Genomic DNA, 22,124 nt, shown 5'->3' on the forward strand with positions numbered 1-22,124 from the left:
CGCCCAGCGGTGTTCATTATAGCGGATGATGCGTTCGATATGGCGGACCCTCGGTCCCGACCTGGTGCGGGACATCGCGCTGGTCTGCGTCGCCGACACCGTCGTGGGACTGTCGTTCGGGGCGATCACCGTCAGCTCCGGCTTACCCGTGTGGTTACCGATGCTGCTGTCCGTCGTGGTGTTCGCGGGGGCGTCGCAGTTCATCTTCGTCGCGGTGGTCGCCTCGGGCGGGAACCCGATCGCCGCCGTGCTCGCCGGCCTGCTGGTGAACACCAGGCTGGTGCCGATGGGGTTCGCCGTCGGGGACCTCCTGGGCAAAGGCCCGATCCGGCTGCTGGGCACCCACGTGCTCACCGACGAGAACGTGGCGTTCGCCGTCGCCCAACGGGATCCCGCCCGGCGCCGCGCCACCTTCTGGGCCTGTGGGATCGCCCTGTTCATCTGCTGGAACATCGGTGTCGTCATCGGCGCGTACGGCGGCACCCTGCTGACCGACCCCAACGCCTTCGGGCTCGACGCGGCGTTCCCGGCCGTCCTGCTCGCCCTGATCCTGCCCCAGCTGAAGGGCGCGGCAACGATCCGCGCGGCGCTCACCGGTGTCGTGATCGCGGTGGCTACGGCCCCGTTCGTCGCCGCCGGCATCCCTGTGCTGCTGGCCCTGGTGGGCGTGGCGGCGAGCCTCGGCGGAGACAAGGTGGCGGCGAAATGACCCTGGTCTTGTTCACGTTCATCCTCGGCGCGGGCACGTTCGCGCTACGGCTCGCGGGACCGGCCCTGCGCTCCCGCGTGGTGCTCTCACCCCGGGTCGAGAAGCTCATGACGGTGGCCGTCGTGGTTTTGTTCGCCGCGTTGGTCGCCACATCGGCACTGATCCAGAACCACGCGTTCGCCGGCATCGCCCGCCCGGCAGGTGTCGCGGTCGGCGGGATCCTGGCGTGGCGCAAGGCGCCGTTCGTGGTCGTGGTGATCGCCGCCGCGGCGACCGCAGCCCTCCTACGACTCGCCGGCGTGCCCTAAGTCCAGTGCGGGGGCCGGGTGAGCGCGGCGGGCAGGCGCGTGACGGCGTTGCCTTTCGCCGCGTTCACCTGGGTCTGGCTGAGGAAGAGGGCGTCCGACAGGTCGGCTCCGGCCAGGTCGGTGTCGCGGAGGTCCGCGCCGATCAGGTCCGCTTTGCGCAGGTCGGCGTCCCGAAGGTCGGCGCCGATGAGGTACGCGCCGCGCAGGTTCGCACCCCGCAGGTCGGCGCCTTTCAGCTTGGCGCCGATCAGGTCCGCTCCCCTGCGGTCCTTCTTCTGGGGCCGCACATCCGCGCGGACCAGCTCACTCGACTTCAGCAGCAACGTGTTCACGTCCTGCCGGACCGCGGCCACGTCCAACGCCAGCAGCTCGGCGGGCTTGCCGTTGGTGAGGTCCGTGACCCTCGCCAGCTCACGCCGCAGATCCTTGTGCACCGGCCGGGCCGCGCTCCACGTCAACGCGGACGTCATGTACCACAACAGTTCGTGCAGTTGGCGCATGACCGGGAAGACGTCGAACATCGCCCGCGCGTCGGCGTCGTGCCATGACGTCCCACCGAAGGTCACCTGGGAGACCTGCTGGCCGGCGCCAAAACAGTCGTACACCGTGCACCCGGGAAAGCCCGACTCCCGCAGCCGCGAATGGATACCGCAGCGGTAGTCCGGCCGAAGGTTGCGGCACGGCTCGCCGACGGCCTTGGTGGTCGCGAAGTCGGCAGACGCCGTGAAGGCCAGCGCGACACAGCACAGCCCGAAGCAGTTGGCACAGTCGGCGCGAAGTTCTCGAATAGACACTGCCGATCATGCTACCGGTTGACAACCGGACCTTCGTCCGCGACTCTGAAAGAGAACTTTCGAAAGAACTCTTTCAAGACTCTGGGACGGTGGGCGATGGCCGAACGGATGCGGGTACGGGACGTCGAACTGATGCGCGCGCTGGCCCACCCCCTGCGCTCGGCGCTGCTGAACTACCTGATGGCGGTGGGCCCGCGAACCGCCAGCGAATGCGCGGCGGCGGTGGACTCCACGGCGTCGAACTGCAGCTGGCACCTCCGCCAGCTGGGCGGGTGGGGCCTGGTCGAACGGGTCGACGGGACCGACGGCCGGGAACGCCCCTGGCGGGCCACCCAGGTCGGCCTTGAGTTCGGCGACATCAGCACCGACCCGAGCGAACGGGCCGCCTGGCTGGGGGTGATCGGCGGGGCGATCGCCAACGACCACGACATGACCCAGCGGTACATGGACACGGTCGAAACCCTCGACGCCGAGTGGCAGCGGGCCTCCGGGATGAACACCTATGCCCTGCGCCTCACCCCGGACGAGCTGACCGAGCTGAGCGAGACCATCGACGCCTTGCTGAAGCCGTACCGGACGACGGTCCGGGAGGACGCCCCGGCGGACTCCCGGCCGGTGCACGCGAGCTGGCGCGCGTTCCTTCGGGTCGAGGCGGACGGAAAGGCGTCGACATGAACGTGACGTTGTCCCGGCCGTTCGCCCGGCTGTGGGTGGCCGGCCTGTTCGCCGAGGTGGCCGAGTGGATGCTCCAGGTCGCCCTGCCCGTCTTCATCTACCAGGCCACCGGTTCGGCCAGCGCGACCGCGTTGACCATGGCCGTCGGCGTGCTGCCGATGGTGCTGCTGAGCCCGGTGGCCGGGATGGTCGCCGACCGGTGGGACCGCGGCCGGGTCTTGTGGTGCGTGTGCCTCGCGCAGGCCGGGGTCGTTGTCCCGTTGTTGGCGGGGGCGCGGGCCATGCTGGTGGTCTACGTCGTGATGGCCGCGCAGGCGGGGTTGGCCACGTTGTTCGAGCCGGCCCGCAACTCCTTGATGCCGTCGTTGGTGCCGGCGGACAAGATCACGGCCGCGAACGGGCTGATGGGCATCAACTCCAGTGTGTCCCGGCTCGCCGGCAGTTCGCTCGGCGGCCTGGTGCTGGGGATCGGCGGGCTCGGCTGGGTGTTGACGGCGTACGTGGCCGCTCTGGTCTTCGCCGCGGTGCTGCTGCTCCCCCGGTTCGCCGACACGTCCGCCCGCGGTACCGCCCCGATGTCCGGATGGCTGGCCGGTTTCACCGCGTTCCGGCGTGACCTCCAGCTGCGGTCCGCGTTGGTGACGTTGGTGCTGTGCGCGTTCGCGCAGGGCATGTTCCTGGTGTTGTTCGTGGTGTTCGTGACCGGCCCGCTTCGGGGTGGGGACACCGAGGTCGGCCTGCTGCGCGGGATCCAGGCCATCGGCGGTCTCGCGGCCGGCGGTGTCATCGCGACGGTCGCCCGGCGGGTGGCGCCGAGCACGTTGTTCGGCGGCGGCGCGCTCGTCCTCGGCGCACTGTCCATAGTGGTCTGGAACTTCCCGAGCGTGACCACGGACACCGCCATCTACGTGGCCCTGTTCGCGGTGGTCGGCGCGCCGGCGGTGTTCTACGTCTCGGGCATGCTGACCGTGCTGCAGACCGCGACCGCGCCGGATCGCGCCGGCCGGGTCCTGGCCACCGCGTTCGCGGTGATCGCCGGCTGCCAGGCCGCCGGCTCGCTCACCGCGGGCGCCCTCATCGACGTGTGGAACCTGAACGTCCTGCTGAACGCGCAGGCCGGGATCCTGGTCGCGGCCGGGCTCGTGGCGCTGGCGCGACACTCGCCCAGACTCCTCCCACACAATCACGTCACCGCTTACGGGAGCAACGGGTGACCCTGGCACCTCGCACAGGGATCCGCGACGCCTGGTAACCCCAGGTGCGCTGTTGGGGCACGATCTAGATTCGGGCGAACCAGTCCCGCACCGCGGTGACGCCGCCCGAACCCAACGCGACCATCAGCGCCATCCGCGCCTGGACCGGGGTCAAGCCACGCGCGCTGATCGCGCCCATCCGTTCGGCGAGCTCGGGGCCGACGGACATCCCTGCCGGACCCGTCGCGGCGACGACCACCGGAATGTCCCAGTCGGACAGCTCGCTGACGGTACTGAACAGCTCCACCGGGATGCTCCCGGAGCCGGTGCCTTCGAGCACGACCCCGCGGGCGCCCGCGTCCACGGCTGTGTACACGATCGACCCGGGCATGCCCGGGTACGTCCTGATCAGGGCGACGTCGGTTTCCGGTTCGCCTTTCGGTTCGGGCCACTGCCGTCGTACGACGTCCTGGACCGTCCCGTCGAGACAAACCGCGACGCCATCGGCTCGGGACGCGGCCGCGGTGAGCGCGACGGCCAGGTTGCGCGGACCGTCGCTGCCCGGCGCGTCCAGATACCTTCGGGCGCCGGTGAACACGATCCCGCCGGGTGCCGTGACGAGCAGGGACGTCAGGAACGACGTGGATTCCATGGCGTCCAGGCCATGTGTGACCACAACACCGTCGAATCCCTCATCCGACAACGCTTTCCCGACCCGCCGGGCCACCGCCAGCATCGTGCCGGCCGGCATGTCCCAGCTCGGCTCGGCCATCATGTCCGCCGGCACCACCGCCAGCGACAGCGGTCCCGCGGCGGCCGCCAGTTCGGCGGCTGACGCCACCGACGAACTGCCGGGCCGATAGGCGATGGTGTCGCCGGTGGCCAGCAGCAGGACCCGTCTCATCACAGCGCTCCCACCAGGATCACGATCACGACAGCGACGGCGAGCGCCAGGATCATTCGTTTCCCAGGCGTTTCTCCAACTGTTCGATCCGGCGGATCAGCGGCTCCAGCATCTGGCCAGGCCCCTGGTTGCGCAGGTGCGCGTAGCCGGCGACGGCGGCGACGATCGTGGCCCGCACCGACTTGAGGTCCGCGCCGGCCGCGCGCAGCACCTGTCCGCCGGCGCCTTCGTCCTCACTGATGAGGCCCAGCAGCAGGTGCTCGCACCCGATGTAGTTGTGCCCCATCCCCACCGCCTCGGTCACCGCCAGTTCCAGCGCGTTCGCGGCGTCCGTGGCGAACCGCTGCGGACGGTCCCCAGTCGGCTCCGCGAGCACCTTCCCGACCTCGCGGGTGATCCGGTCGACCGAGATCTCCACCGCCCGCAGCACCTCAAGGGCGAGGTTGCCGCCTTCGGCGATCACGCCGTACAGCAGGTACTCGGTGCCCACCTCGACCGACGCCCGGCCGATCGCGAGACTCACCGCGGCCTTGGCCCGCGTGGTGAACCGGGGCAGTTCCGGCTCGTGGTCCAGTTCGGCCAGCGCGACGGCCCGGATCGCGCTCACCCGTTTCACCGACTGCTCCAAGGCCCGCTGGCAGATGGCGGACACCGGCACCCCGGACTCCTTGACGGCTTCGGCCAGGTCGTCCGGCAGGTACACGTTGATTTTCGGCATGCCCCCGTTTATACCCCCACGTGGGGTTACATGCAACGGGCGTGCGCGCTCAGGAGACGTCGTCAGATGGCGATCAGGGCTGGGCGTCGATGATGAAGACCTCCCCCGCCGACCGCCGCGCGCGTGCTTCCACCCGCCGCCAGATCCGGTTGCGGATCAGCCGTCTGGTCGGCGGGAACAGCAGGGCGATGGCTAAGAGGTCACTGATGAAGCCGGGCAGGATGATCAGGACGGCGGCGGCCGAGATCAGCACGCCGTCGAGCATCTCCGCCTGCGGTGGCTGCCCGGACCGGACCTTGTCGCGGAACGACATCAGCGTCCGTGTGCCCTCCCGGCGCAGGAGGGCGACGCCGATGACGGTGGCCAGCACGACCAGCGCGATCGTCGGCAGCACACCGATCACCGACCCGATCGCGATCAACACCGTGATCTCGACCGCGGTCCCCAGCAGCAGGAGCAGCAGAATGGGCATACCCCCTCAACGGACCAGGCCCCGGTTTTTCTCCCTAGCCTTTCGTCGCGCCGCCGGTCAGGCCTTTCACGAAGTGTTTCTGCAGGAACAGGTAGAAGATCAGGACCGGCAGCGTGGCCAGGAACATCAACGCGAACACGCTGCCGAAGTCCGCCTGGTACTGGCCGATCGACCGGTAGATGCCAGTGGTGACGGTCGTCCCCTGGCTCGGCCCGAGGATGATGAGCGGGTCGATGAAGTCATTCCAGATCCACACCCCGAGGAAGATCATCACGCTCGCGGTCGCCGGCCGCAGCAGGGGGAACACGATCCGCCAGAACACCTGGCCGCGCCGGGCGCCGTCGAGGACCGCCGCCTCCTCCAGTTCGATCGGCACCGCGCGGATGAACCCGGCGAACACGAACACCCCGAACGGCACGTAGTAGCCGACGTTGAACAGGATCAGCCCCTGCAGGGTGGTCATCAGGTTCGCGATCTGCAGCACGTCCGAGATGGGGATCAGGATCACCTGCGGCGGGATCATCAGTCCGGACAGCAGCACCAAGGTCAGCACGCGCGTCCACCGGCTGCGTGTCCGTGCCAGGTAGTGGCCGAGCATCGCCGACAGCACAGTCAACACGGCGACAGACAGCGTGGTGACGAGGATGCTGTTGGTGAGGCTCACCCAGAACAGTTGGTCCGGGCGGGACACCACGGCCTCGATGTTGTCCAGCGTCGGCGGGACCGGCGGCGCCGCTGGCTCCTTCGAGATCAGGTCACCACGCTTGAACACGTTGGCCAGCACCAGATACAGCGGCACGAAGAAGAGGGCGCTGACGAAGATCGCCACCACCGGACGGATCCATGGCCGGGTCACAGGTCGACCTCACGCCGTTGCAGCAACTTCAACACGACCCCGGTGACCACCGCGATGATGAGCAGCATGACGATCGCCATCGCCGACGCGTAACCCACGTGGTTGGCGTCGAACCCGGTGGCCAGGACGTTGAACGCGATGGTGGCCGTGGCGCCCGACCCCGGGCCGCCGTTGGTGATGACCTTGACGAAGTCGTACGTCTTGAACGCGGAGATCAGCAGCACGACCGTGTTGATGGTGAGCGACGGCGCCAGCAGCGGCCACGTCACCGCCTTGAACCGCCGTACCGGCCCGGCGCCGTCGATCGCCGCCGCCTCAAGGAGTTCCTGCGGCACACCCTGCAGGCCGGCCAGGTACACCACGACACAGAACCCGAGCATCTGCCAGCACACGATGGACGCCACCGAGTACAGCGCCACGTCCGGATCGGACAGCCACCCCGGCGGGTTGCGCACCCCCAGCCACCGCAGCAGCTGGTTCACCGGGCCTTCGGTGTCCAGCAGCCGGGACCAGATGATGCTGACCACGACCGAGCTGAGGATCACCGGCGTGAAGAACACGCTGCGCAACGCGTTGTAGAGCCCGCCGCGTTTGTCCAGCAGCAGCGCGACCCCCAGACCGAGCACATTCGGCACGATCACCACGATCAACGTGAGGATCGACGTGACCCGCAAGGCGGTCAGGAACTCGTCGTCGGTGAACAGCAGCCGGAAGTTGTCCAGCCCCTCGAACTTCGTGGGCGGGTTGAACGGGTTGTAGTTGGTCAGGCTGTACCCGAACGCGATCAGGATCGGAGCCAGCACGAAGCACACATACGTCAACACCCCGGGCGCGCCGAACGACACGAAGTGCCACACCCTCGGCCACATCGGACGCCGGCGGCGGACCTTGGCCATCGCACCGCCGGCTTCGCGTGGCGGTGCGGTGGCCTCAGCGGCGGTGGCCATCGGCTACTTGGCCTTCGCCCACTCGGTGTCCAGGAACGCGCACGCGTCGGCCACCGACTTGCGACCGGTGATGACGTCCTGGGCGACCGCGTAGAACTTGGCCTTCATGCCGGGCAGCAGGCCGTCGTCCGCGGTCTCCCAGCCGAAGCTGTTCACCACCGCGTTCTTGTCCACGGCTTCCTGGTACAGGTCGTAGCCGGCCTTCAGGACCGGGCCGATGTCGGCCGGCATCTGGTAGCCCTTGATCGCCGGGACCAGGCCGTCGGCCTTGACCGACACGTCGATCTGCTGCTTGTCGGTCTGGAACGCCAACGCGAACCGCTTGGCCGCGTCCAGGTTCTTGGCGTGCGCGTTCACACTCATGCCGCCGCCGGTGTACGCGGGCACCACCAGCCGCCCGTCGTCGGTCGGGAAGTTGAACACCCCGATGTCGAAGTCGTGTTTCTTGGTGTCGGCGTTGGCCGCGAACCAGTTGCCCATCGGGTACATCGCGCCCTTGCCGTCCAGGAACGCCTGCTCGGTGGCGGCGTAGTCGCGGGACACGCTGTCCTTGTCGATGTAGCCCTTGGCGGCCAGGTCGGCGAACTTGGCGACCGCGGCGGTGAACAGCGGATCGCTGAACTTGACCTTGTCGGCGCGCCGCTGGGTCAGCCAGTCCGGGGTCTTGCCGTACACGTCCACGCTGACCACGCCGGTCATGATCATCGCGGCCGGGAACCCGTCCTTGCCACCGCCGGTCACGAACGGCGTCAGGCCTTTCGCCTTGAGCTTCGCGGCGGCGTCCAGCAGGTCCGCCCACGTCTTCGGGGTGCCGGTGACGCCGGCGTCGGCGAACATCTTCTTGTTGTAGTAGACCGGCGGGATCGTCTGGGTGTTCGCCGGCAGCTGGTGGTGGCCGCCCTTGATCGGGTTGGCGCTCGGGAACTGGAAGTCCTTGAGCTCCTCGGGCTTCCAGTCGTACAGGTTGCCGGCCTCGGCGAACCCGGCCGGGTCCACCGCGATCATCACGTCCGGGAACTGGCCGGACTGCAGCAACTGCTTGGCGTAGTCGGTGCGCCCCTGCGTGGTGGGCGCGACCAGCTTGGTCACCTTGATGTCGGGGTTGCTGTCGGTGACCCGTTTGATCGCCGCGTCCCAGTAGGCGGGGGTCAGGTTGGGGGTCTCGAAGGTCAGGAAGCTGACTTCCTTCCGGTCGCCAGTACCTCCAGCGTTGTTGGTGTCCTGTTTGACCGAGCACGCCGTCAGCGCGACGGTCACCGCGATCACCGCGCCCCAGGCCCGAACCGTTCTCATCACCGGCCTCCTTGCCGCTCCGTGCGGAGGATTTCATCGGATGCCTGCCGCCCAGTCACGGAGTTGCAAAGGTTTACCACCTGGATACATCCGATGTCTACGGTCGTCGCCGCGCGTGATCGCCCAATCCCGCTACGGTGGGCACACAGAGGGAGAACGGACACGAGGGGACCGCATGGCCAGGGAAGTCGGCACTGACACAGTGCAGGAAGTAGCCGAAACCGCCGTCCACCACCTGAGCCGGATCGCCACGATCGTGGCCACCGCCGCCCGCGACATCGTGAGCGAACTCGGCGAACTCTTCAGCGACGTGGCCGAAGCCGCCGCCACCCGACGGGTCGACCCCAGCGAACCACCCGTGGAGGAATAGCGCGGACCGAGGTCCGGACACACAGCGCGCCGGTCACCCGGGACGAACAGACGTCGGGAACGCGCGACACGGCGGGCTGGGCTGGGTGCTGGGTGCGGCTAAGAGACTGGGCCCGCTATGAGGCTGGGGCCTCGATGCCGAAGCTGATGACCCGGTCCGGGTGGACCCGGATGATCGGCGCGCCGTCGGTGACCACCTCGGCGTGCCCTCGGATCTCCACGCACCGGACCCGCCACGGGTTGACCGACGGGACGTCGTCGACCACGAAGGCGACCCGACCGTTGTCGGCGACGTTGCGGTACTTTCGGCTGGCCGCCATGTCACGGCCGCCGATGTCGATCGTTCCGGTGTCGCTGTTGTACCGGAAGCCGACCGGGCTGACCTGCAGGGTGCCGTTCGGCTGGACGGTCGCCAGCCGGCCGAGCCGCTGCGACGCCAGATACGTCAGTTCCACCTCAGTGAACGCCATACCACCAGGATGGAACCTCAACCACGGTTGAGGTCAACCCGCGGGCATCCGGTGGGTGGGGCGTGGGTAGGACGGGCGGAACGCCCGGTTGTGCTCGGCCGCGCTGACCGTGTCGCACGACGTGTCGGCGGCCGCGATCGCCGCGGCCACGGCCTGGTCGAGATCGGCAGGCGGCATGGCCACCCGGACGTTCACCATGGCGCGACTGGACGTCACGGCGTCCGGCTGGACGACGTCCAGGCGCACCGGCCCGCCGGCCGCGGTGAGACTCGCCTTGGTCAGCCCGGCCGAGTCGGCCATGGAGAGTTTCGCGTGCCCGACTGTCGAGTCGGATTCCGCGCACGCCAAGGAGAACGTCTCCAGTAGCGTGCGAGCCCACGCGGCCGGCTGGAACCCGCCGGGTCGGGTCACGGTGACCGCGAGGTTGAGCCAGGCCAGTTCGGCCTCGGCGGCGGCGTACCGGTCGTAGTCGAGTTCCGCGTCCGTGCTCCGGTCCGGTTGTTCGGCGAAGTCGAGCAGAGCGTCGACATCGCCGGAACGCGCCGAGTAGGTGACCACGGTGGCCATCGGGAACCTGACGGCCAGATCCGCGGTGACGGCGGTCAGCAGGGCCGGCGCCACGGTGTCGATCTTGTTGACCGCGATCACGTCGGCCTCGGCCAGTTGGTGGTGATAGAGGTACGCGAGGTCCGAGTCGGCGGCGAGGTCCCACGCCCTGGCGAAAAGCCGGTAGCGGTCCGGATCCACGACGGCGGTGAGCGGGCCGACGCGCAGTTTGTCGCCGTACTCACGACGTAAGGGCCGCACCACAGTGGCGCGCAGGTCGGTGCAACTGCCGACCGACTCGGCGAGCACGACATCCGCGCCCGCCTCCACGAGAGAGGTCACCGCGGCGGCCAGATCCTCGAAACGGCAACAGAAGCAGCCGCCGGTCACCTCCGCCACCCGGTCGGTGGCGGTCCGGGCGAGCACGGTGTCGACCAGGTCGGTGCCCTGGTCGTTGGTGATGATCGCCGGCCGGTGGCCGCGCTCGCGCAGCGTCCGCGCCGCGGCGAGCAACGTCGTTGTCTTGCCGGCACCAAGGAATCCGTTCACCGGGTGGAACCACACCATCATCGCGACAGTACTACGGTAATCGTTTTCCCGGAAGTGCGGTCAAGATCCCTTGTCCCACTACTGGCGCCTTGACAGCGGGACGACATCGGACCTAGCTTCGGGTAATCGATTTCTCAGCGCCTGGGAGGGTCCATGCGCGAGCAACCCTGCTGTCCGGACGGCGGATGCGACACCCGCCACGTCAACCGCCGAAGGTTCTTCACTCTGTCCGCGGCGACCGCGAGCGCCGCCATCCTCGCGGCCACCGCCCGGGACGCGCTCGCCGCGGGAATCCAGCCGTCGCAAGCGTCCGCGGACAAGCGGTTGTCCGTACCACTGGCGGACCTGCTGGCCCGTGGTGAGCCCACCTCGTACACCGGTTCGGACCTGCGCCTCATCGGGATGCCGGTCGGCGGTGGCTGCTGCGGACAGGTCTACCTCGGCGGCGACGGCAGGCTGTGGTACTGGGACGTGGACAACGGGCCACCCGCGCCCGGGGCCGACTTCGAAGGCACGGTCTACGCCAACCCCCGAACCCCGTTCTTCCCGTTCGGCAACGGTTTCGTGATCAAGGCCAACGGAGACGTGCGCGCGGTGGACAGCACCGGCTTCACCGGCGTCACGTTCACCGGCCAGTACCCCGTCGGCCGGGTCGACTACCACGACGACAGCTGCCCGGTCGCGGTGCGGCTCGACGCCTACTCCCCTTTCATCCCAGGCGAAACCGACGACTCGACGCTGCCGTGCACCGTGCTCGAGTACACCGTCACCAACACCACGAAGCGCGCTGTGGCCGTCGAGCTGACCGGGTGGCTGGAGAACCCGGTGTCCCTGCGGAGCCGGTTCGGGCAGCCGGTCAGCCTGTCCAGCGCCGCCATCGGCGGGGCCGGTCAGGTCGGGGTCCAGTTCACCGCGGCGCAGCTGCCGGCGCCGCAGCCACGACCGGACATCGTGTTCGAGGACTGGGAGCAGCCCGGATATCCACAGTGGACGGTCGAGGGTGACGCGTTCGGGGCCGGCCCGCTCACCGAGGCCCGGTTACCCGACTACATGCGCCGGTTCGGCCCGCTGCACGTACAGGGCACGCAGTTCGTGACCTCACACAACTTCATCGCCGCGAACGGGGACGTCGGCAAGGCCGACACCTATCTCGGCAAGCTCACCAGCCGCGAGTTCACCGTGGAGCGCCGTTACCTGATGGCGTGGGTCGGCGGCGGCAACCACCCCGGTGTCACGTGCCTGAACGTCGTCGTGGACGGTGCCGTGGTCGGCAGCCTCACCGGTGACGACATCGAGCCGATGCGGCTGAAATTCGTGGATCTCGTCCGGTATCAGGGAAAGACCGCGCACATCGAGATCGTGGACGGGGCCACGGGCGGCTGGGGCCACGTCAACGTGGACACCATCTCGTTCGCGGACCTGCCGAAGGACCGCCCCGCGCTCGACCAGCTCACCGACGGCGGCACGTTCGCGCTCACGTCGTTCGAACCGAAGGCACGGTCCCGGCCGTCGCTGGCGCAGTGGGACACTCCCTCCGCCATCGCGACGTCCGGCCCTGGCCCGGGGAGCGTCGACGCCGGGCTCGGCACGATCGCGGGCGCGGTCACCGTGCCGATGTCCTTGAAACCTCAGGAAAGTCGCACGGTCAGGTTCGCGTTATCCTGGTACTTCCCGATTCCGGACCGGGACGCGTTGTCCTTCCTGTCCGACGTCGAGAACCTGCGCCGGCACTACGCGACCCGGTTCGGCTCAGCCGCCGACGTGGCCAAGTACCTGGCCGGGCGGATCGACGCGTTGAGCGCCGCGACTAAACTGTGGGTAAAGACCTGGTACGCCGATTCGACGCTGCCGTACTGGTTTCTCGAACGAACGCTGGCCACGGCGTCCACACTGGCCACCAGCACCTGTATGCGCTTTGGCAACGGCCGGTTCTACGCGTGGGAGGGCGTCGGCTGCTGCGCCGGAACCTGTGAGCACGTGTGGAACTACGCGGAGTCGATCGGCCGGCTGTTCCCCGCGTTGGAACGCGACGAGCGGGAGCGAGTCGACCTCGGCATCGGGTTCGACCCGCGCACCGGGCAGATCGGCAACCGCGCCGAGGCGGACATGGTCTGGGCGGCCGACGGCCAGTGCGGCACGATCCTGCGGATCTACCGGGAACACCAGATGTGCCCGGACGACAGCTTCCTGCGCCGCGTCTGGCCGCGGGTCAAACTGGCGTTGAACTGGGTGATGTCGCAGGACTCCCAAAGCACCGGCACGCTCACCGGGCCGCAGCCGAACACCCTGGACGCGGTGTGGCACGGCGAGGTCGCGTGGATGACCGGCATGTACAACGCCGCGCTGTTGGCCGGGGTCGCGATGGCCAGCGAACTGGGTGATCTCGCGTTCGCGCGCCGGTGCCGTCAGCTCGCCGACGCCGGGTTCGCCGCGATGGACCGGGACCTGTGGACCGGCGAGTACTTCATCCAGATCGTGGACCCGCGCCATCCCGAGGACCCGAACTCCAACCGCGGCTGCCACATCGACCAGCTGTTCGGCCAGAGCCTGGCCTGGCAGCTCGACCTGCCCAGGGTGTTCGACCGGCAGAAGTCGCAGATCGCGCTGCGCAGCATCTACCGGTACAACTTCGTGCCGGATCCGGACGCGTACCGACGAGCCAACACCGCGATTCCGTGGGGACGTTGGTTCGCGATGGCCGGTGAGCCGGCGGTGATCATGACGACCTTCCCGCACGGCGGCGCCGCCCAGGCGAACGGCTCGCCACCGGCCGTCCAGGCGAAGTACTTCAACGAGTCGTGGACAGGCCAGGAATACCAGTACGCCGCCAACTTGGTGTACGAGGGACTCCTGGACGAGGGCATGAACGTCACCCGCGCGGTCCACGACCGGTACGCGGGCAGCAAACGCAACCCCTACAACGAGATCGAATGTAGCGACCACTACACCAGGGCGATGGCCGGCTACGGCGTCTTCCTCGCCGCGTGCGGGTTCTCCTGCCACAGCCCGCGTGGTCGGCTCGCCTTCGCCCCGAAGGTCACACCGGAGGACTTCGCCGCCGCGTTCACCGCCGCCGGCGGGTGGGGCCGGTACCGGCAGCAGCGCACCGACGGCCGTCAAACGTCCACAGTGGAGGTTCGGTATGGCAGGGTACGGGTGACCACGATCGCGGTCGAGGCGAACCTGAACGGCCGGCCGCAGGCACAGGTCCAGCTCGACGGCCAGCCACTCACCGCGGACGTCGTCACCGCCGGCAGCCAGATCGAGGTCACCCTGCGCACCCCGGTGACACTCGCCGCGGGTCAGACCCTGGTAGTCACCCTTGGCCGGTGACCGCGACGTCGTTCGGGGACGAGCCGGGCAGTGGAGTGGTGTCCATGTATCTGACCTCGTAGACGCGTTCCGCGAACTTCCAGCCGTCTGGGGTGCGCTCGTAGCGGTCGTGGTAGATGGCGTAGTTCAGGTGTGAGCCGCCGGCGCGCATGCGCCCGAACTCCGCGATGTAGGCGCGGCCGACCGCGGTGTCGCCGTCGACCTGGATCATGCCCGGGTGCGTGGTCTGCACGAAGAACTCCCAGAGCCCGCGCAATTTCCCGACCGAGGCGCGGATCTGGTCCCGGCCGGTGACCTCAAGGGCGGCGTGCGGCCACCGCATGACGGCGTCCCGCGTGAACAGCGACGCCAGGCGGTCGACGTCGCCCATCATCCCCGCGTCGCTGTACTCGGCACGCAGGGCTTCGATCTCGACGCGATCGGCGATGGTCTGTAGGTCGGTCATCGGGCTCACGGCTTCCACTCGCCGGCCACCTGGCGGGTGGCCACGTTGAGCCGGTTCCACACGTTGATCGCGGTGATCGCGATGAGCAGCCCGGCCAGCCCCTGCTCGTCGTAATGCCGGCCGGCTTCGGCCCAGACGTCGTCGGGCACCGGGTTGGCGCTGTCGGCGATCCGGGTGACCGCCTCGGTCAGCGCCAGCGCGGCCCGTTCCGCCTCGGTGAAGTAGGGTGCGTCCCGCCAGGCGGCCACCGTGGCGATCCGCTCGTCGGTCTCACCCGCCTTCCTGAGGGCGGTCGAATGCATCACCACGCACACGCTGCAACCGTTGATCTGGCTCGCCCGCAGGTGGACCATCTCCACCGTGGTGGCCGGCACACCGAGCGTGTCCGCGGCCTTGCCGTAAGCGTGCAGGCCATGCATCGCGGCCGGGATGAGAACGGCCGGGTTGGTCATCCGGGACTGCATTTTCGTTCTCCCTGTCACGTCGTTCGACTTTGTCTCGTCATCGCTATGACGGATGCCGAGGGAGGAACCTGACAGTGGACGAGCACGAGTTTCTCGCCGAGCGGTTCGAGGCGCACCGCGACCAGCTGCGGTCGGTGGCCTACCGGATGCTGGGCTCGCTGGCCGAGGCGGACGACGCCGTCCAGGAGGCGTGGCTCCGGCTGGCCCGCTCGGACACCGCCGAGGTGGCGAACCTGGGTGGCTGGCTGACCACCGTGGTCAGCCGGGTCTGCCTGGACATGCTGCGCTCCCGCAAGGCCCGGCGGGAGGAGCCGCTCGACACGCACGTGCCGGACCCGCTCGTGGCCTCCCCCGACCCGGACCCCGCGCAGCAGGCGGTGCTCGCCGACTCGGTGGGGCTGGCGCTGCTCGTCGTCCTGGAGACGCTGACCCCGGCCGAACGGCTGGCGTTCGTGCTGCACGACATGTTCGGCGTACCTTTCCACGAGATCGCCCCCATCGTGGGCCGCACCCCGGCCACCGCCACCCAGTTGGCCAGCCGGGCCCGTCGCCGGGTGCGGGGCGCCGCGTTGCCGGACGCCGACCTGCCCGCGCAACGCAAGGTGATCGACGCGTTCATGGTGGCGGCCCGCGCCGGCGACTTCGAGGCGCTGGTCGCGGTGCTCGACCCGGACGTCGTGCTCCGGGCGGACTTCGGCGCGGCGGGCCCGTCGAGGCTGACCCACGGCCCGGCGGCGGTGGCCGAGCACGCGTTCAGGTTCTCCGGCGGTGGCGCGCTCGTCCGGCCGGTTCTCATCAACGGCGCGGCCGGGCTGCTCGCGACGCTCGCCGGCCGGCCGGTCGCGCTGTTCAGCCCGATCATCCGCGGCGGCCGGATGGTCGAGATCAACATCGTGGCCGACTCCGACCGCCTCGCCCGGCTGGACCTGCCCGAACTCGGATAGAACCCACCGGAAACGAGGGCCGGGAACGGTCACATGTCGTCGTTGCGTGATCTTCTCAGTCCAGCGAGTACGGCCGATCCAGTTTCACGTGCGGTGAGATACGGCCGCATGTCGTGCGCCTTCGCGCCGTTATGAACGGTGATATCGACTACATCGCTGCCGAACAAGGGAGCGAGCTCCTTCGGATTGGCCACGAGGTCGCCCGCGTCGGTGATGTTGGTCCAGTGGTGAATGCCGTGTGGCCAATGACCTCGACCGTCGATCGGCGGCGGGTCCAGCCGGTCGAACACCGCCTTGGGGAGACCGAGCGGAGAGCCGAGGGTGACCAGCGTCGACACCGGCAGGCCGGGTTCGGTGCTGAGGCACTCGTAGGCGACCACGGAGCCCAGCGAATGACCGATGACCACTGCCGTGTCGGCGCTGATCACGTCGAGCAGTCGGGTGCGGATCCGTCGCCTGGTATCCGCTTCGGCGAAGTACCGCCGAACCTGTTTGAGGCCGCCGATCAACGCGCGTTCGGTGAGGCCTTCGAAGTATCGTGAGCCACTCAAGGCATACACGGCGCGTTGCACCCATTGGGGAGTTCGCACCCGGGTTGGGGCCTCGGGCGCAGAGTGCTCTAGTTCCACGGCCGCCAGCCACCAGGCTCGCAGGAGCTCGCGCTCGTCAGGATCATCCACATCGGACACCTCATAGTCCGGCTGATCGAGCGAACGCGCACCGGCCGGCCGAAACAGATCTCCGTAGAAGGCAACCGTCACGTCGCCTGGTTCTATCACGCCGCCGGCCAACCGAACGCCGTCGCACAGAGCGGGCACGCACCTCGCTCTCAGCGACTCAGACCCCCGGTACTGTTGCGCTATTCCGTGCACCAGAACCGCTCGGCTCACGGAACATCCTCCTTCGTCCAGTTCCGAACGTGCAGTGCCACAACGCCCATGGCCGTCGCGACGCAGATGTCAGCAGGCGGATGCACCACCACGTCCTGGGGAGTCGTGTTGAGCTGCGCCTGGGCGACGACCCTTTCGGATGCCTGACACCAGACCCGAATCGTGCCGTCCCCGCCACCGATGATGAGCACCGGATGGTCGTACAGCCTCCCCGAGGCCAGGCAGCTCACCCACTTCTGCAGCCGTGGCACGGCGGTCGCGACCTCGGCCCTGGTCGCCGGATCCCACGCCCGAACGACTCCGGCGTGGTCTCCCGTGAACACACGCACCTCCGCATCGGACGCGCTCAGCGTGACCGCGCCCACAGAGCCGTCGTGCCCGGTGAGCGGCGGATCCAACGGCTCGAGAGTGTCGAGGTTCCACAGCCGCGCCGTGGAGTCCACGCTGGCAGTGAGGAGGATCGGCACGCCGTCCCACTCGGCGGTGGACACCGAATTGATTCGTCCCGTGTGGCCGGTCAACTCAGCAAGGGACGCCTTCGTAGCCAGGTCCCAGATCTGGACCGTTGAGCCCGCAGCCGTGGCGACGATGGGTACTCCTTGCCTCCGGGATGCGGCAAGCAATCGTACTGCGGGATACGCAATCCTAACGCGTTCCCGATGCGCCCATTGGGATCGCTCTCGGCGAGTAGTCAGGTCCCAGACCTGCACCCTGCTGTCGAGCTGCCCCGAGGTGACTGCAACCGGTCCGCGGCCGTCGCTGAATCCGACGCCGCCGAGGTAGCGGCTGTGCCCGTTCAGCACAGGACCGTCCAACTGCCCATCCGCAAGGTTGAGGATTCGCACTGTGCCGTCTTCGCCTGCGGTGATCAAGATCTGTCTGCTGTCGATCGTGCCGGCGGCAAGGTTGTAGATATCGCTGGTGCGCCCGTGAAGGGCATCACCGAGTTGGTAGAAGGTCGTCAGCGACCACAATCGCACCTGGCTGCGATCCATCGTTATCGCCGCCGTGCCATCGGCGAGCGGGCCTATCGCCAGGGTCGGCCCCCGATAGTCCACGTCAGTTACGAACGATGGGCCGAGCGGTTTCCCTGCCCGCAGATCCCAGGCGATCACCACGCCGTCCTGGCTTCCGGTGATCGCGACCGCACGACCATCTCGCTCACCGACAACGGCCGACGTGATGGGGTCGGTGTGCCCCACCATCGGTGCGCCCATGGCGCGGCCGGCGACTAGATCCCAGAGCAACAGAGTGTTGTCAGTCCCAGCGAACAGAGCAGCAGCCCGGCCGTCGACACTCCTGACCGCCATGGCGGTCCATTGATCGGGATCCGGTTGCTCGATCGGCAACCGCTGGCGACTTCGTAATTCCCACACGGTCGCGTGGCCTCCTTGCGCCGCTGCGAGCACAAGGTTTCGATTGTCCATGCTGGACACGGCGAGCAGGTTGACATCGCCATTGTGGCCGACCAAAGGTGATCCCAGCAGCCTGCCCGTGACCGGGTCCCACAGTCTGACTGTGCCGTCCTTGCTTCCCGTCGTCAGCACCGGACTACCGTCCACTTCACACAACTGCACGGCACCGATCGGCCCGGTGTGACCAACAAGTGGCTCACCGATGCGCTGCCGGGTGGCAAGGTCCCACACCAGCACGACAGCATCTTGATCACCGGTCACCGCGATCGACCGACGTCCGACCTCGCCCAATGCCACAGCACACACAGCAGCACGATGACCCGACAACGGTTGTCCGTCCTGCGTGCCTCCCGCATCAAGGTCCCACAGCACCGCCGTGGTGTCCTCGCTGCCCGTGATCGCCAGACAACGGTCATTCACCCTTGCCACGGCAGCGCTGACGACGTCGCCAGTGTGTCCGGTAAGCGGTTGATCCGCGGTGAGGTCCCAGATCCGCGCGGTTCGGTCCATTCCGCCCGTGATCGCGATCGGCCTGTGGTCGATCGACCCGAGCGCAACGGCGTTGACATAGCCGTCGTGCCCGGTGAGGGGTTGTCCGATCTGCTGCCGGTTGCCCAGGTTCCACACTCGGGCGAAGTCCCTACCGCAGGTCACCGCGATCGGAACGCAGCCAAGCTCGCCAATCCTCAACGAGGTTACCCCGTACTGATGAGCTGCCAGCGGTTCACCCACCTGCCGCCGAGTGTTCAGATCCCACAAACCCACCTTTCCGTCGTCGCTGCCAGTCACAACCAACGTTCGGTCACCCACGTGCGCGAGAGCGACGGCGGTGACCGGCTCAGTGTGTCCGATAAGCGATTCGCCGACCGGCTCGCTGCTGACCACATCCCACATCCGCACGCGATGATCGTCGCCACCGGTGAGAACCAAGCGTCGACCGCCCACGTCGGCCCACGCAACCGCGTTCACCGGGCGATGGTGCTCACTGAACGGTTCGCCGAACTGAGTGGCCGCAGCGAGATCCCAGACCCGTGCGGTGCCGTCACGGCTCGCTGTCACCGCCAGCGTCTTGTCCTCCCAATCGCCGAGGACGATCGAGGTGATCTCGTTGGTGTGCCCGTCGAGGTTCTCGCCCAATGGCCGGCCGGACGACAGGTCCCACATCCGCAGACGGCCGTCGCTCCCGCCGACGACCGCGACCGTGAATTCGCCCATCTCCCCCACGGCCAGCGCGGTAATCGACCGGGAGCCGGGTCGAAGTGGCTCACCGATCGGCCGTTGGGTGATCAAGTCCCAGATCCGGACGGTGCCGTCCTCGCCGCCGCTGAGCACGATCGGGCGACCGTCCATGTCGCCGGTGGCGAGGCTCCTGATCGGCTTCTCGTGCCCCACGAGTTGGCGATGCACTCCGGTCGGCGACCACCAGGCCCATCGGGCACGCCACGGCATGGTGATGCCCAGCCGATCGACCTGTTCGGCCAGTTCGGTGGCAGCACAGCGACGCGCGGACAGCTGGAGGTAGGCCGCCCGCTCCCCCAACGGTGTCGAGGCCGTCAGTTGGTGGGCCACCTGTTCGTAGGCGTTTCGCGCCTGACGTGCTCGCTGTGAGCGGACCCGGGGAAACGCCCGAAGCAGGCCGAGCTGCTCAGCGACCAGCAGGAAGCCGGGTTCGTCGACCAACTCGTCGAGCCTCCCGGCCGCCGCCGCGTGGGTGGCCACGTGGGTGTGGACGTACCGATGGGCGACGAACCAGTCGAGTCTGCCGTCCGAATCAGGCGGAACCGTCGCGAGTACGGCGTCGACAATACGATCCTGGGCCGCTCGCGGTCCACCGCGGTAGTGGTCGCGCAGATGTTCGGCGAGTGCCTGGTGGTAGAGGCGGTACACCGACCTGCCATGGTCGACCACCTCGGCGATGTAGGCCGCCGCCTTCTCCAGCAGCCAGTCGATGTCGTCCTCGTCGAACGGCCGGTTGCCGAGCGCGGTCGAGATGCCGGTCCACAGCGCGCCCCGGGGAAGTCCTTGTCCCTCGGCGAAGGCCAACGGGGTGAGCAGAGCGCGCACCCGGCTTTCGTCCGCACCGAACCAGGACAGATAGTCCTCGAACGCCTCGCCGATCTCGCTCGGCAGCCGGTTCTGCCAACCTGGCTCGGTAACGTCGATTGGTTTGTCCATGGAACGCAGCCCGCGCGCGGTCATTCTGGCGACGAGGAACACGCCGGCCGCGCGATCGGCGACCGCCTGGCCGACGTGGTGCGCCAGCTCGACGCGATCTCGGTACGGCGTAGGCAGTTCGGGCTCGTTGCGGGCCAGCAGGACATTCGTCACATATCCAGGGATGTCGTCCCGGCCGAGGTACTTCGGGTCGTCCAGGTTGAGCACGTGCATCGACACCCCGAGGCTGCTGACCAACTCCGGACGCGTCCCGATCAGCAGCCGCACCCCGGGCACCTCGGAGAGCGGCCGCAGCAGCTCACGGGCAATCCGGCGTGGCTCGCCCTTGCCGCCAGCGTCCGCGGCCGTGCCGGAGCCGGCCTCGTCCAGAGCGTCCACCACGATCACGATCGGACCGCATTGCCGGCCGCGCACGCTTACCTCGCGGAGCAGCTGCCCGGGACCGTCGACCTCGACGCCCAGCCCGGAGGCGATCTGCTGGACGATGTCCGGCAGGAGTTTGTGTCGGGCGTGGACGCCGACGTCGACCAACCTGGGGGGCACCTCCGCGCCGGCAGCACCCGGCTCCTGGAGCAGTTTCCGCCGATATGAGGGATCGGACATGGCCACGATACGGCCAAGGACGGCCGATTTCCCACATCCCGGGCTTCCGGTAACCACCCGCCCTTTGATATCGGCGTGTTCGGTGGTCAGCCATCCAACGAGAGCCTCGAGCAGTCGTTCCCGGCCGTGGAAATACAGGCCCGGCTCAGAATCGAACTCCACACCTCGGGATCGTGGCCCGAAATGGTCGTGCAGGTCACGTTTGCCGAGCAGGCGCTGCAGTTCAAGATCCGTGTCACCGGCGGGCAGATTGTGGCGGTAGCCGTCGTTGTCCAAGAAAGGAGCGAGACCGGTCACCATACCGGCGGCCAATTCTGCGCGCTGACGCAGACCCGCCCCATGAAATCGCCGATTCACGGCGTCCACCACGTGGACGAGATCGAGATGACGCTGGCGCTGCCCGGTTCGCTGGCTCACCTCCCGCAACGCCGGCACAAGTGCGTCCATGAACACGCCGTCAATCGCCTCGTCCTTGGCGCGAGCGGACGACAGGAGCCATACGCCGGCAGAGTCCGTGCTGGTGAACTGCCGCGCGATCGTCCGCAAGGCCACCTGTGCCCCGTCTGCCGCAGCTGTCCCGCCGTAGCAGGTGTCCAGCACCATCAACAGGTTGCGCAACCCGGTCCGGGTCAGTATCCGGACGAGGTCCTCGGTCGCCAGCGCCGTGGCCGCCGGGTCGTCCGCGTCGCTGTTCCAGCACATCAGGTAGTGCCGGTCCCGATCTGCTACCAGGCCGTGTCCGGCGAAGTAGAAAACCACCACGTCGCTGGGGCCGAGACTGACGTGTTTCGACCATTCGCTCACCGACGAACGAACCTGGTCCGCTGTCCAGTAGTTTCCCATTCCGGCGAGTTCTTGGTCGTATCCCGCCGGAGCCAGCAGGCTCGCAAGGCGTTCGGCGTCGACCGAGGGCCGGGTCAGCCCACCGTCCGGCGAGTCCGGATACCGGTCGACCGCCATGCCGACAAAGAAGCGCCGTCTCGGCCGAAGTTCGAGCTCACCAGCAGTGGCCATCGTCAACGTCCCGGTATTTGTCCAGAGCACAGTGCCGC

The 22,124-nt window shown here is 68.2% G+C and carries 20 protein-coding genes; 7 read left to right on the top strand and 13 right to left on the bottom strand.

Annotated features, from left to right (window positions below; translation table 11 throughout):
• Positions 1–28 precede the first annotated feature (28 nt).
• Entirely contained in the window at positions 29–709 is a 681-nt protein-coding gene (locus EV192_RS46450) for an AzlC family ABC transporter permease (RefSeq protein ID WP_132125352.1), read from the top strand.
• A complete protein-coding gene (locus EV192_RS46455) occupies positions 706–1,017 on the top strand; it encodes an AzlD domain-containing protein (RefSeq protein WP_132125176.1) in 312 nt (103 codons plus the stop codon). The genes EV192_RS46450 and EV192_RS46455 overlap by 4 nt, the downstream gene beginning before the upstream one ends.
• Here EV192_RS46455 and EV192_RS46460 read toward each other — a convergent pair.
• A complete protein-coding gene (locus tag EV192_RS46460) occupies positions 1,014–1,811 on the bottom strand; it encodes a pentapeptide repeat-containing protein (protein ID WP_207926803.1) in 798 nt (265 codons plus the stop codon). The two genes, EV192_RS46455 and EV192_RS46460, sit on opposite strands and share 4 nt — an antisense overlap.
• A gap of 96 nt (positions 1,812–1,907) precedes the next feature.
• Between EV192_RS46460 and EV192_RS46465 the strand changes: the two genes are divergently transcribed.
• Both EV192_RS46465 and EV192_RS46470 read left to right on the top strand, forming a co-directional pair.
• A complete protein-coding gene (locus EV192_RS46465; protein ID WP_132125177.1) occupies positions 1,908–2,486 on the top strand; it encodes an ArsR/SmtB family transcription factor in 579 nt (192 codons plus the stop codon).
• A complete protein-coding gene (locus EV192_RS46470; protein WP_132125178.1) occupies positions 2,483–3,700 on the top strand; it encodes an MFS transporter in 1,218 nt (405 codons plus the stop codon). Before EV192_RS46465 ends, EV192_RS46470 begins: the two co-directional genes overlap by 4 nt.
• Before the next feature lie 64 nt (positions 3,701–3,764).
• Here EV192_RS46470 and EV192_RS46475 read toward each other — a convergent pair whose 3' ends face one another.
• The 6 genes from EV192_RS46475 to EV192_RS46500 all read right to left on the bottom strand — a co-directional run bounded on the left by EV192_RS46475 (position 3,765) and on the right by EV192_RS46500 (position 8,869).
• Positions 3,765–4,583 (bottom strand): asparaginase, encoded by an 819-nt coding sequence (locus EV192_RS46475; RefSeq protein ID WP_132125179.1) that lies wholly within the window; start codon positions 4,581–4,583, stop codon positions 3,765–3,767.
• Positions 4,584–4,635: 52 nt separating this feature from the next.
• The gene (locus EV192_RS46480) at positions 4,636–5,301 is read right to left on the bottom strand and encodes a Clp protease N-terminal domain-containing protein (protein WP_132125180.1); all 666 of its coding nucleotides are present in this window, start codon (positions 5,299–5,301) and stop codon (positions 4,636–4,638) included.
• A 73-nt stretch (positions 5,302–5,374) separates the two neighbouring features.
• Positions 5,375–5,773 (bottom strand): FxsA family protein, encoded by a 399-nt coding sequence (locus EV192_RS46485; RefSeq protein ID WP_132125181.1) that lies wholly within the window; start codon positions 5,771–5,773, stop codon positions 5,375–5,377.
• 34 nt (positions 5,774–5,807) lie between these two features.
• The gene (locus EV192_RS46490) at positions 5,808–6,629 is read right to left on the bottom strand and encodes a carbohydrate ABC transporter permease (RefSeq protein WP_132125182.1); all 822 of its coding nucleotides are present in this window, start codon (positions 6,627–6,629) and stop codon (positions 5,808–5,810) included.
• Entirely contained in the window at positions 6,626–7,576 is a 951-nt protein-coding gene (locus tag EV192_RS46495) for a carbohydrate ABC transporter permease (RefSeq protein ID WP_132125183.1), read from the bottom strand. The genes EV192_RS46490 and EV192_RS46495 overlap by 4 nt, the downstream gene beginning before the upstream one ends.
• Positions 7,577–7,579: 3 nt before the next feature.
• On the bottom strand, positions 7,580–8,869 hold the full coding sequence (locus EV192_RS46500) for an ABC transporter substrate-binding protein (RefSeq protein WP_132125184.1): 1,290 nt from the start codon (positions 8,867–8,869) through the stop codon (positions 7,580–7,582).
• Positions 8,870–9,044: 175 nt separating this feature from the next.
• Here EV192_RS46500 and EV192_RS46505 point away from each other — a divergent pair, with 175 nt between their 5' ends.
• Positions 9,045–9,239 (top strand): hypothetical protein, encoded by a 195-nt coding sequence (locus EV192_RS46505; RefSeq protein ID WP_132125185.1) that lies wholly within the window; start codon positions 9,045–9,047, stop codon positions 9,237–9,239.
• Positions 9,240–9,354: 115 nt separating this feature from the next.
• On the opposite strand, the gene EV192_RS46510 is transcribed toward EV192_RS46505, so the two are convergent.
• Together EV192_RS46510 and EV192_RS46515 are read right to left on the bottom strand one after the other, a co-directional pair.
• The gene (locus tag EV192_RS46510) at positions 9,355–9,708 is read right to left on the bottom strand and encodes a PPOX class F420-dependent oxidoreductase (protein WP_132125186.1); all 354 of its coding nucleotides are present in this window, start codon (positions 9,706–9,708) and stop codon (positions 9,355–9,357) included.
• Between the two features lie 33 nt (positions 9,709–9,741).
• Positions 9,742–10,821: a GTP-binding protein gene (locus EV192_RS46515; protein ID WP_207926805.1), complete on the bottom strand. Its 1,080-nt coding sequence runs from the start codon at positions 10,819–10,821 to the stop codon at positions 9,742–9,744.
• Between the two features lie 135 nt (positions 10,822–10,956).
• Here EV192_RS46515 and EV192_RS46520 point away from each other — a divergent pair, with 135 nt between their 5' ends.
• Positions 10,957–14,136 carry a GH116 family glycosyl-hydrolase gene (locus EV192_RS46520; protein ID WP_132125188.1) on the top strand — a complete coding sequence of 1,060 codons (3,180 nt, stop codon included), beginning with the start codon at positions 10,957–10,959 and terminating at the stop codon, positions 14,134–14,136.
• On the opposite strand, the gene EV192_RS46525 is transcribed toward EV192_RS46520, so the two are convergent.
• Both EV192_RS46525 and EV192_RS46530 read right to left on the bottom strand, forming a co-directional pair.
• Positions 14,120–14,581 (bottom strand): nuclear transport factor 2 family protein, encoded by a 462-nt coding sequence (locus EV192_RS46525; RefSeq protein WP_132125189.1) that lies wholly within the window; start codon positions 14,579–14,581, stop codon positions 14,120–14,122. The genes EV192_RS46520 and EV192_RS46525 overlap by 17 nt on opposite strands.
• Before the next feature lie 5 nt (positions 14,582–14,586).
• Positions 14,587–15,045: a carboxymuconolactone decarboxylase family protein gene (locus tag EV192_RS46530; protein WP_132125190.1), complete on the bottom strand. Its 459-nt coding sequence runs from the start codon at positions 15,043–15,045 to the stop codon at positions 14,587–14,589.
• Between the two features lie 74 nt (positions 15,046–15,119).
• On the opposite strand from EV192_RS46530, the gene EV192_RS46535 reads away from it, so the two are divergent.
• Entirely contained in the window at positions 15,120–15,989 is an 870-nt protein-coding gene (locus EV192_RS46535; protein ID WP_132125191.1) for a sigma-70 family RNA polymerase sigma factor, read from the top strand.
• A 29-nt stretch (positions 15,990–16,018) separates the two neighbouring features.
• Here the strand turns inward: EV192_RS46535 and EV192_RS46540 are convergent, their stop codons facing one another.
• On the bottom strand, positions 16,019–16,780 hold the full coding sequence (locus EV192_RS46540) for a hypothetical protein (RefSeq protein WP_207926807.1): 762 nt from the start codon (positions 16,778–16,780) through the stop codon (positions 16,019–16,021).
• 95 nt (positions 16,781–16,875) lie between these two features.
• Positions 16,876–22,032, bottom strand: a complete 5,157-nt coding sequence (locus tag EV192_RS46545) for a caspase family protein (RefSeq protein ID WP_165960959.1) — start codon at positions 22,030–22,032, stop codon at positions 16,876–16,878.
• Positions 22,033–22,124: the final 92 nt, after the last annotated feature.

This window comes from Actinocrispum wychmicini, from assembly GCF_004345645.1.
Lineage (GTDB): Bacteria > Actinomycetota > Actinomycetes > Mycobacteriales > Pseudonocardiaceae > Kibdelosporangium > Kibdelosporangium wychmicini.

Coding starts and splice junctions, on each gene's coding strand:
- EV192_RS46450 (WP_132125352.1), top strand. CDS start 29: ATGCGTTCGATATGGCGGACCCTCGGTCCCGACCTGGTGCGGGACATC.
- EV192_RS46455 (WP_132125176.1), top strand. CDS start 706: ATGACCCTGGTCTTGTTCACGTTCATCCTCGGCGCGGGCACGTTCGCG.
- EV192_RS46465 (WP_132125177.1), top strand. CDS start 1,908: ATGGCCGAACGGATGCGGGTACGGGACGTCGAACTGATGCGCGCGCTG.
- EV192_RS46470 (WP_132125178.1), top strand. CDS start 2,483: ATGAACGTGACGTTGTCCCGGCCGTTCGCCCGGCTGTGGGTGGCCGGC.
- EV192_RS46475 (WP_132125179.1), bottom strand. CDS start 4,583: ATGAGACGGGTCCTGCTGCTGGCCACCGGCGACACCATCGCCTATCGG.
- EV192_RS46480 (WP_132125180.1), bottom strand. CDS start 5,301: ATGCCGAAAATCAACGTGTACCTGCCGGACGACCTGGCCGAAGCCGTC.
- EV192_RS46485 (WP_132125181.1), bottom strand. CDS start 5,773: ATGCCCATTCTGCTGCTCCTGCTGCTGGGGACCGCGGTCGAGATCACG.
- EV192_RS46495 (WP_132125183.1), bottom strand. CDS start 7,576: ATGGCCACCGCCGCTGAGGCCACCGCACCGCCACGCGAAGCCGGCGGT.
- EV192_RS46500 (WP_132125184.1), bottom strand. CDS start 8,869: ATGAGAACGGTTCGGGCCTGGGGCGCGGTGATCGCGGTGACCGTCGCG.
- EV192_RS46505 (WP_132125185.1), top strand. CDS start 9,045: ATGGCCAGGGAAGTCGGCACTGACACAGTGCAGGAAGTAGCCGAAACC.
- EV192_RS46510 (WP_132125186.1), bottom strand. CDS start 9,708: ATGGCGTTCACTGAGGTGGAACTGACGTATCTGGCGTCGCAGCGGCTC.
- EV192_RS46515 (WP_207926805.1), bottom strand. CDS start 10,821: ATGGTGTGGTTCCACCCGGTGAACGGATTCCTTGGTGCCGGCAAGACA.
- EV192_RS46520 (WP_132125188.1), top strand. CDS start 10,957: ATGCGCGAGCAACCCTGCTGTCCGGACGGCGGATGCGACACCCGCCAC.
- EV192_RS46525 (WP_132125189.1), bottom strand. CDS start 14,581: ATGACCGACCTACAGACCATCGCCGATCGCGTCGAGATCGAAGCCCTG.
- EV192_RS46530 (WP_132125190.1), bottom strand. CDS start 15,045: ATGCAGTCCCGGATGACCAACCCGGCCGTTCTCATCCCGGCCGCGATG.
- EV192_RS46545 (WP_165960959.1), bottom strand. CDS start 22,032: ATGGCGGTCGACCGGTATCCGGACTCGCCGGACGGTGGGCTGACCCGG.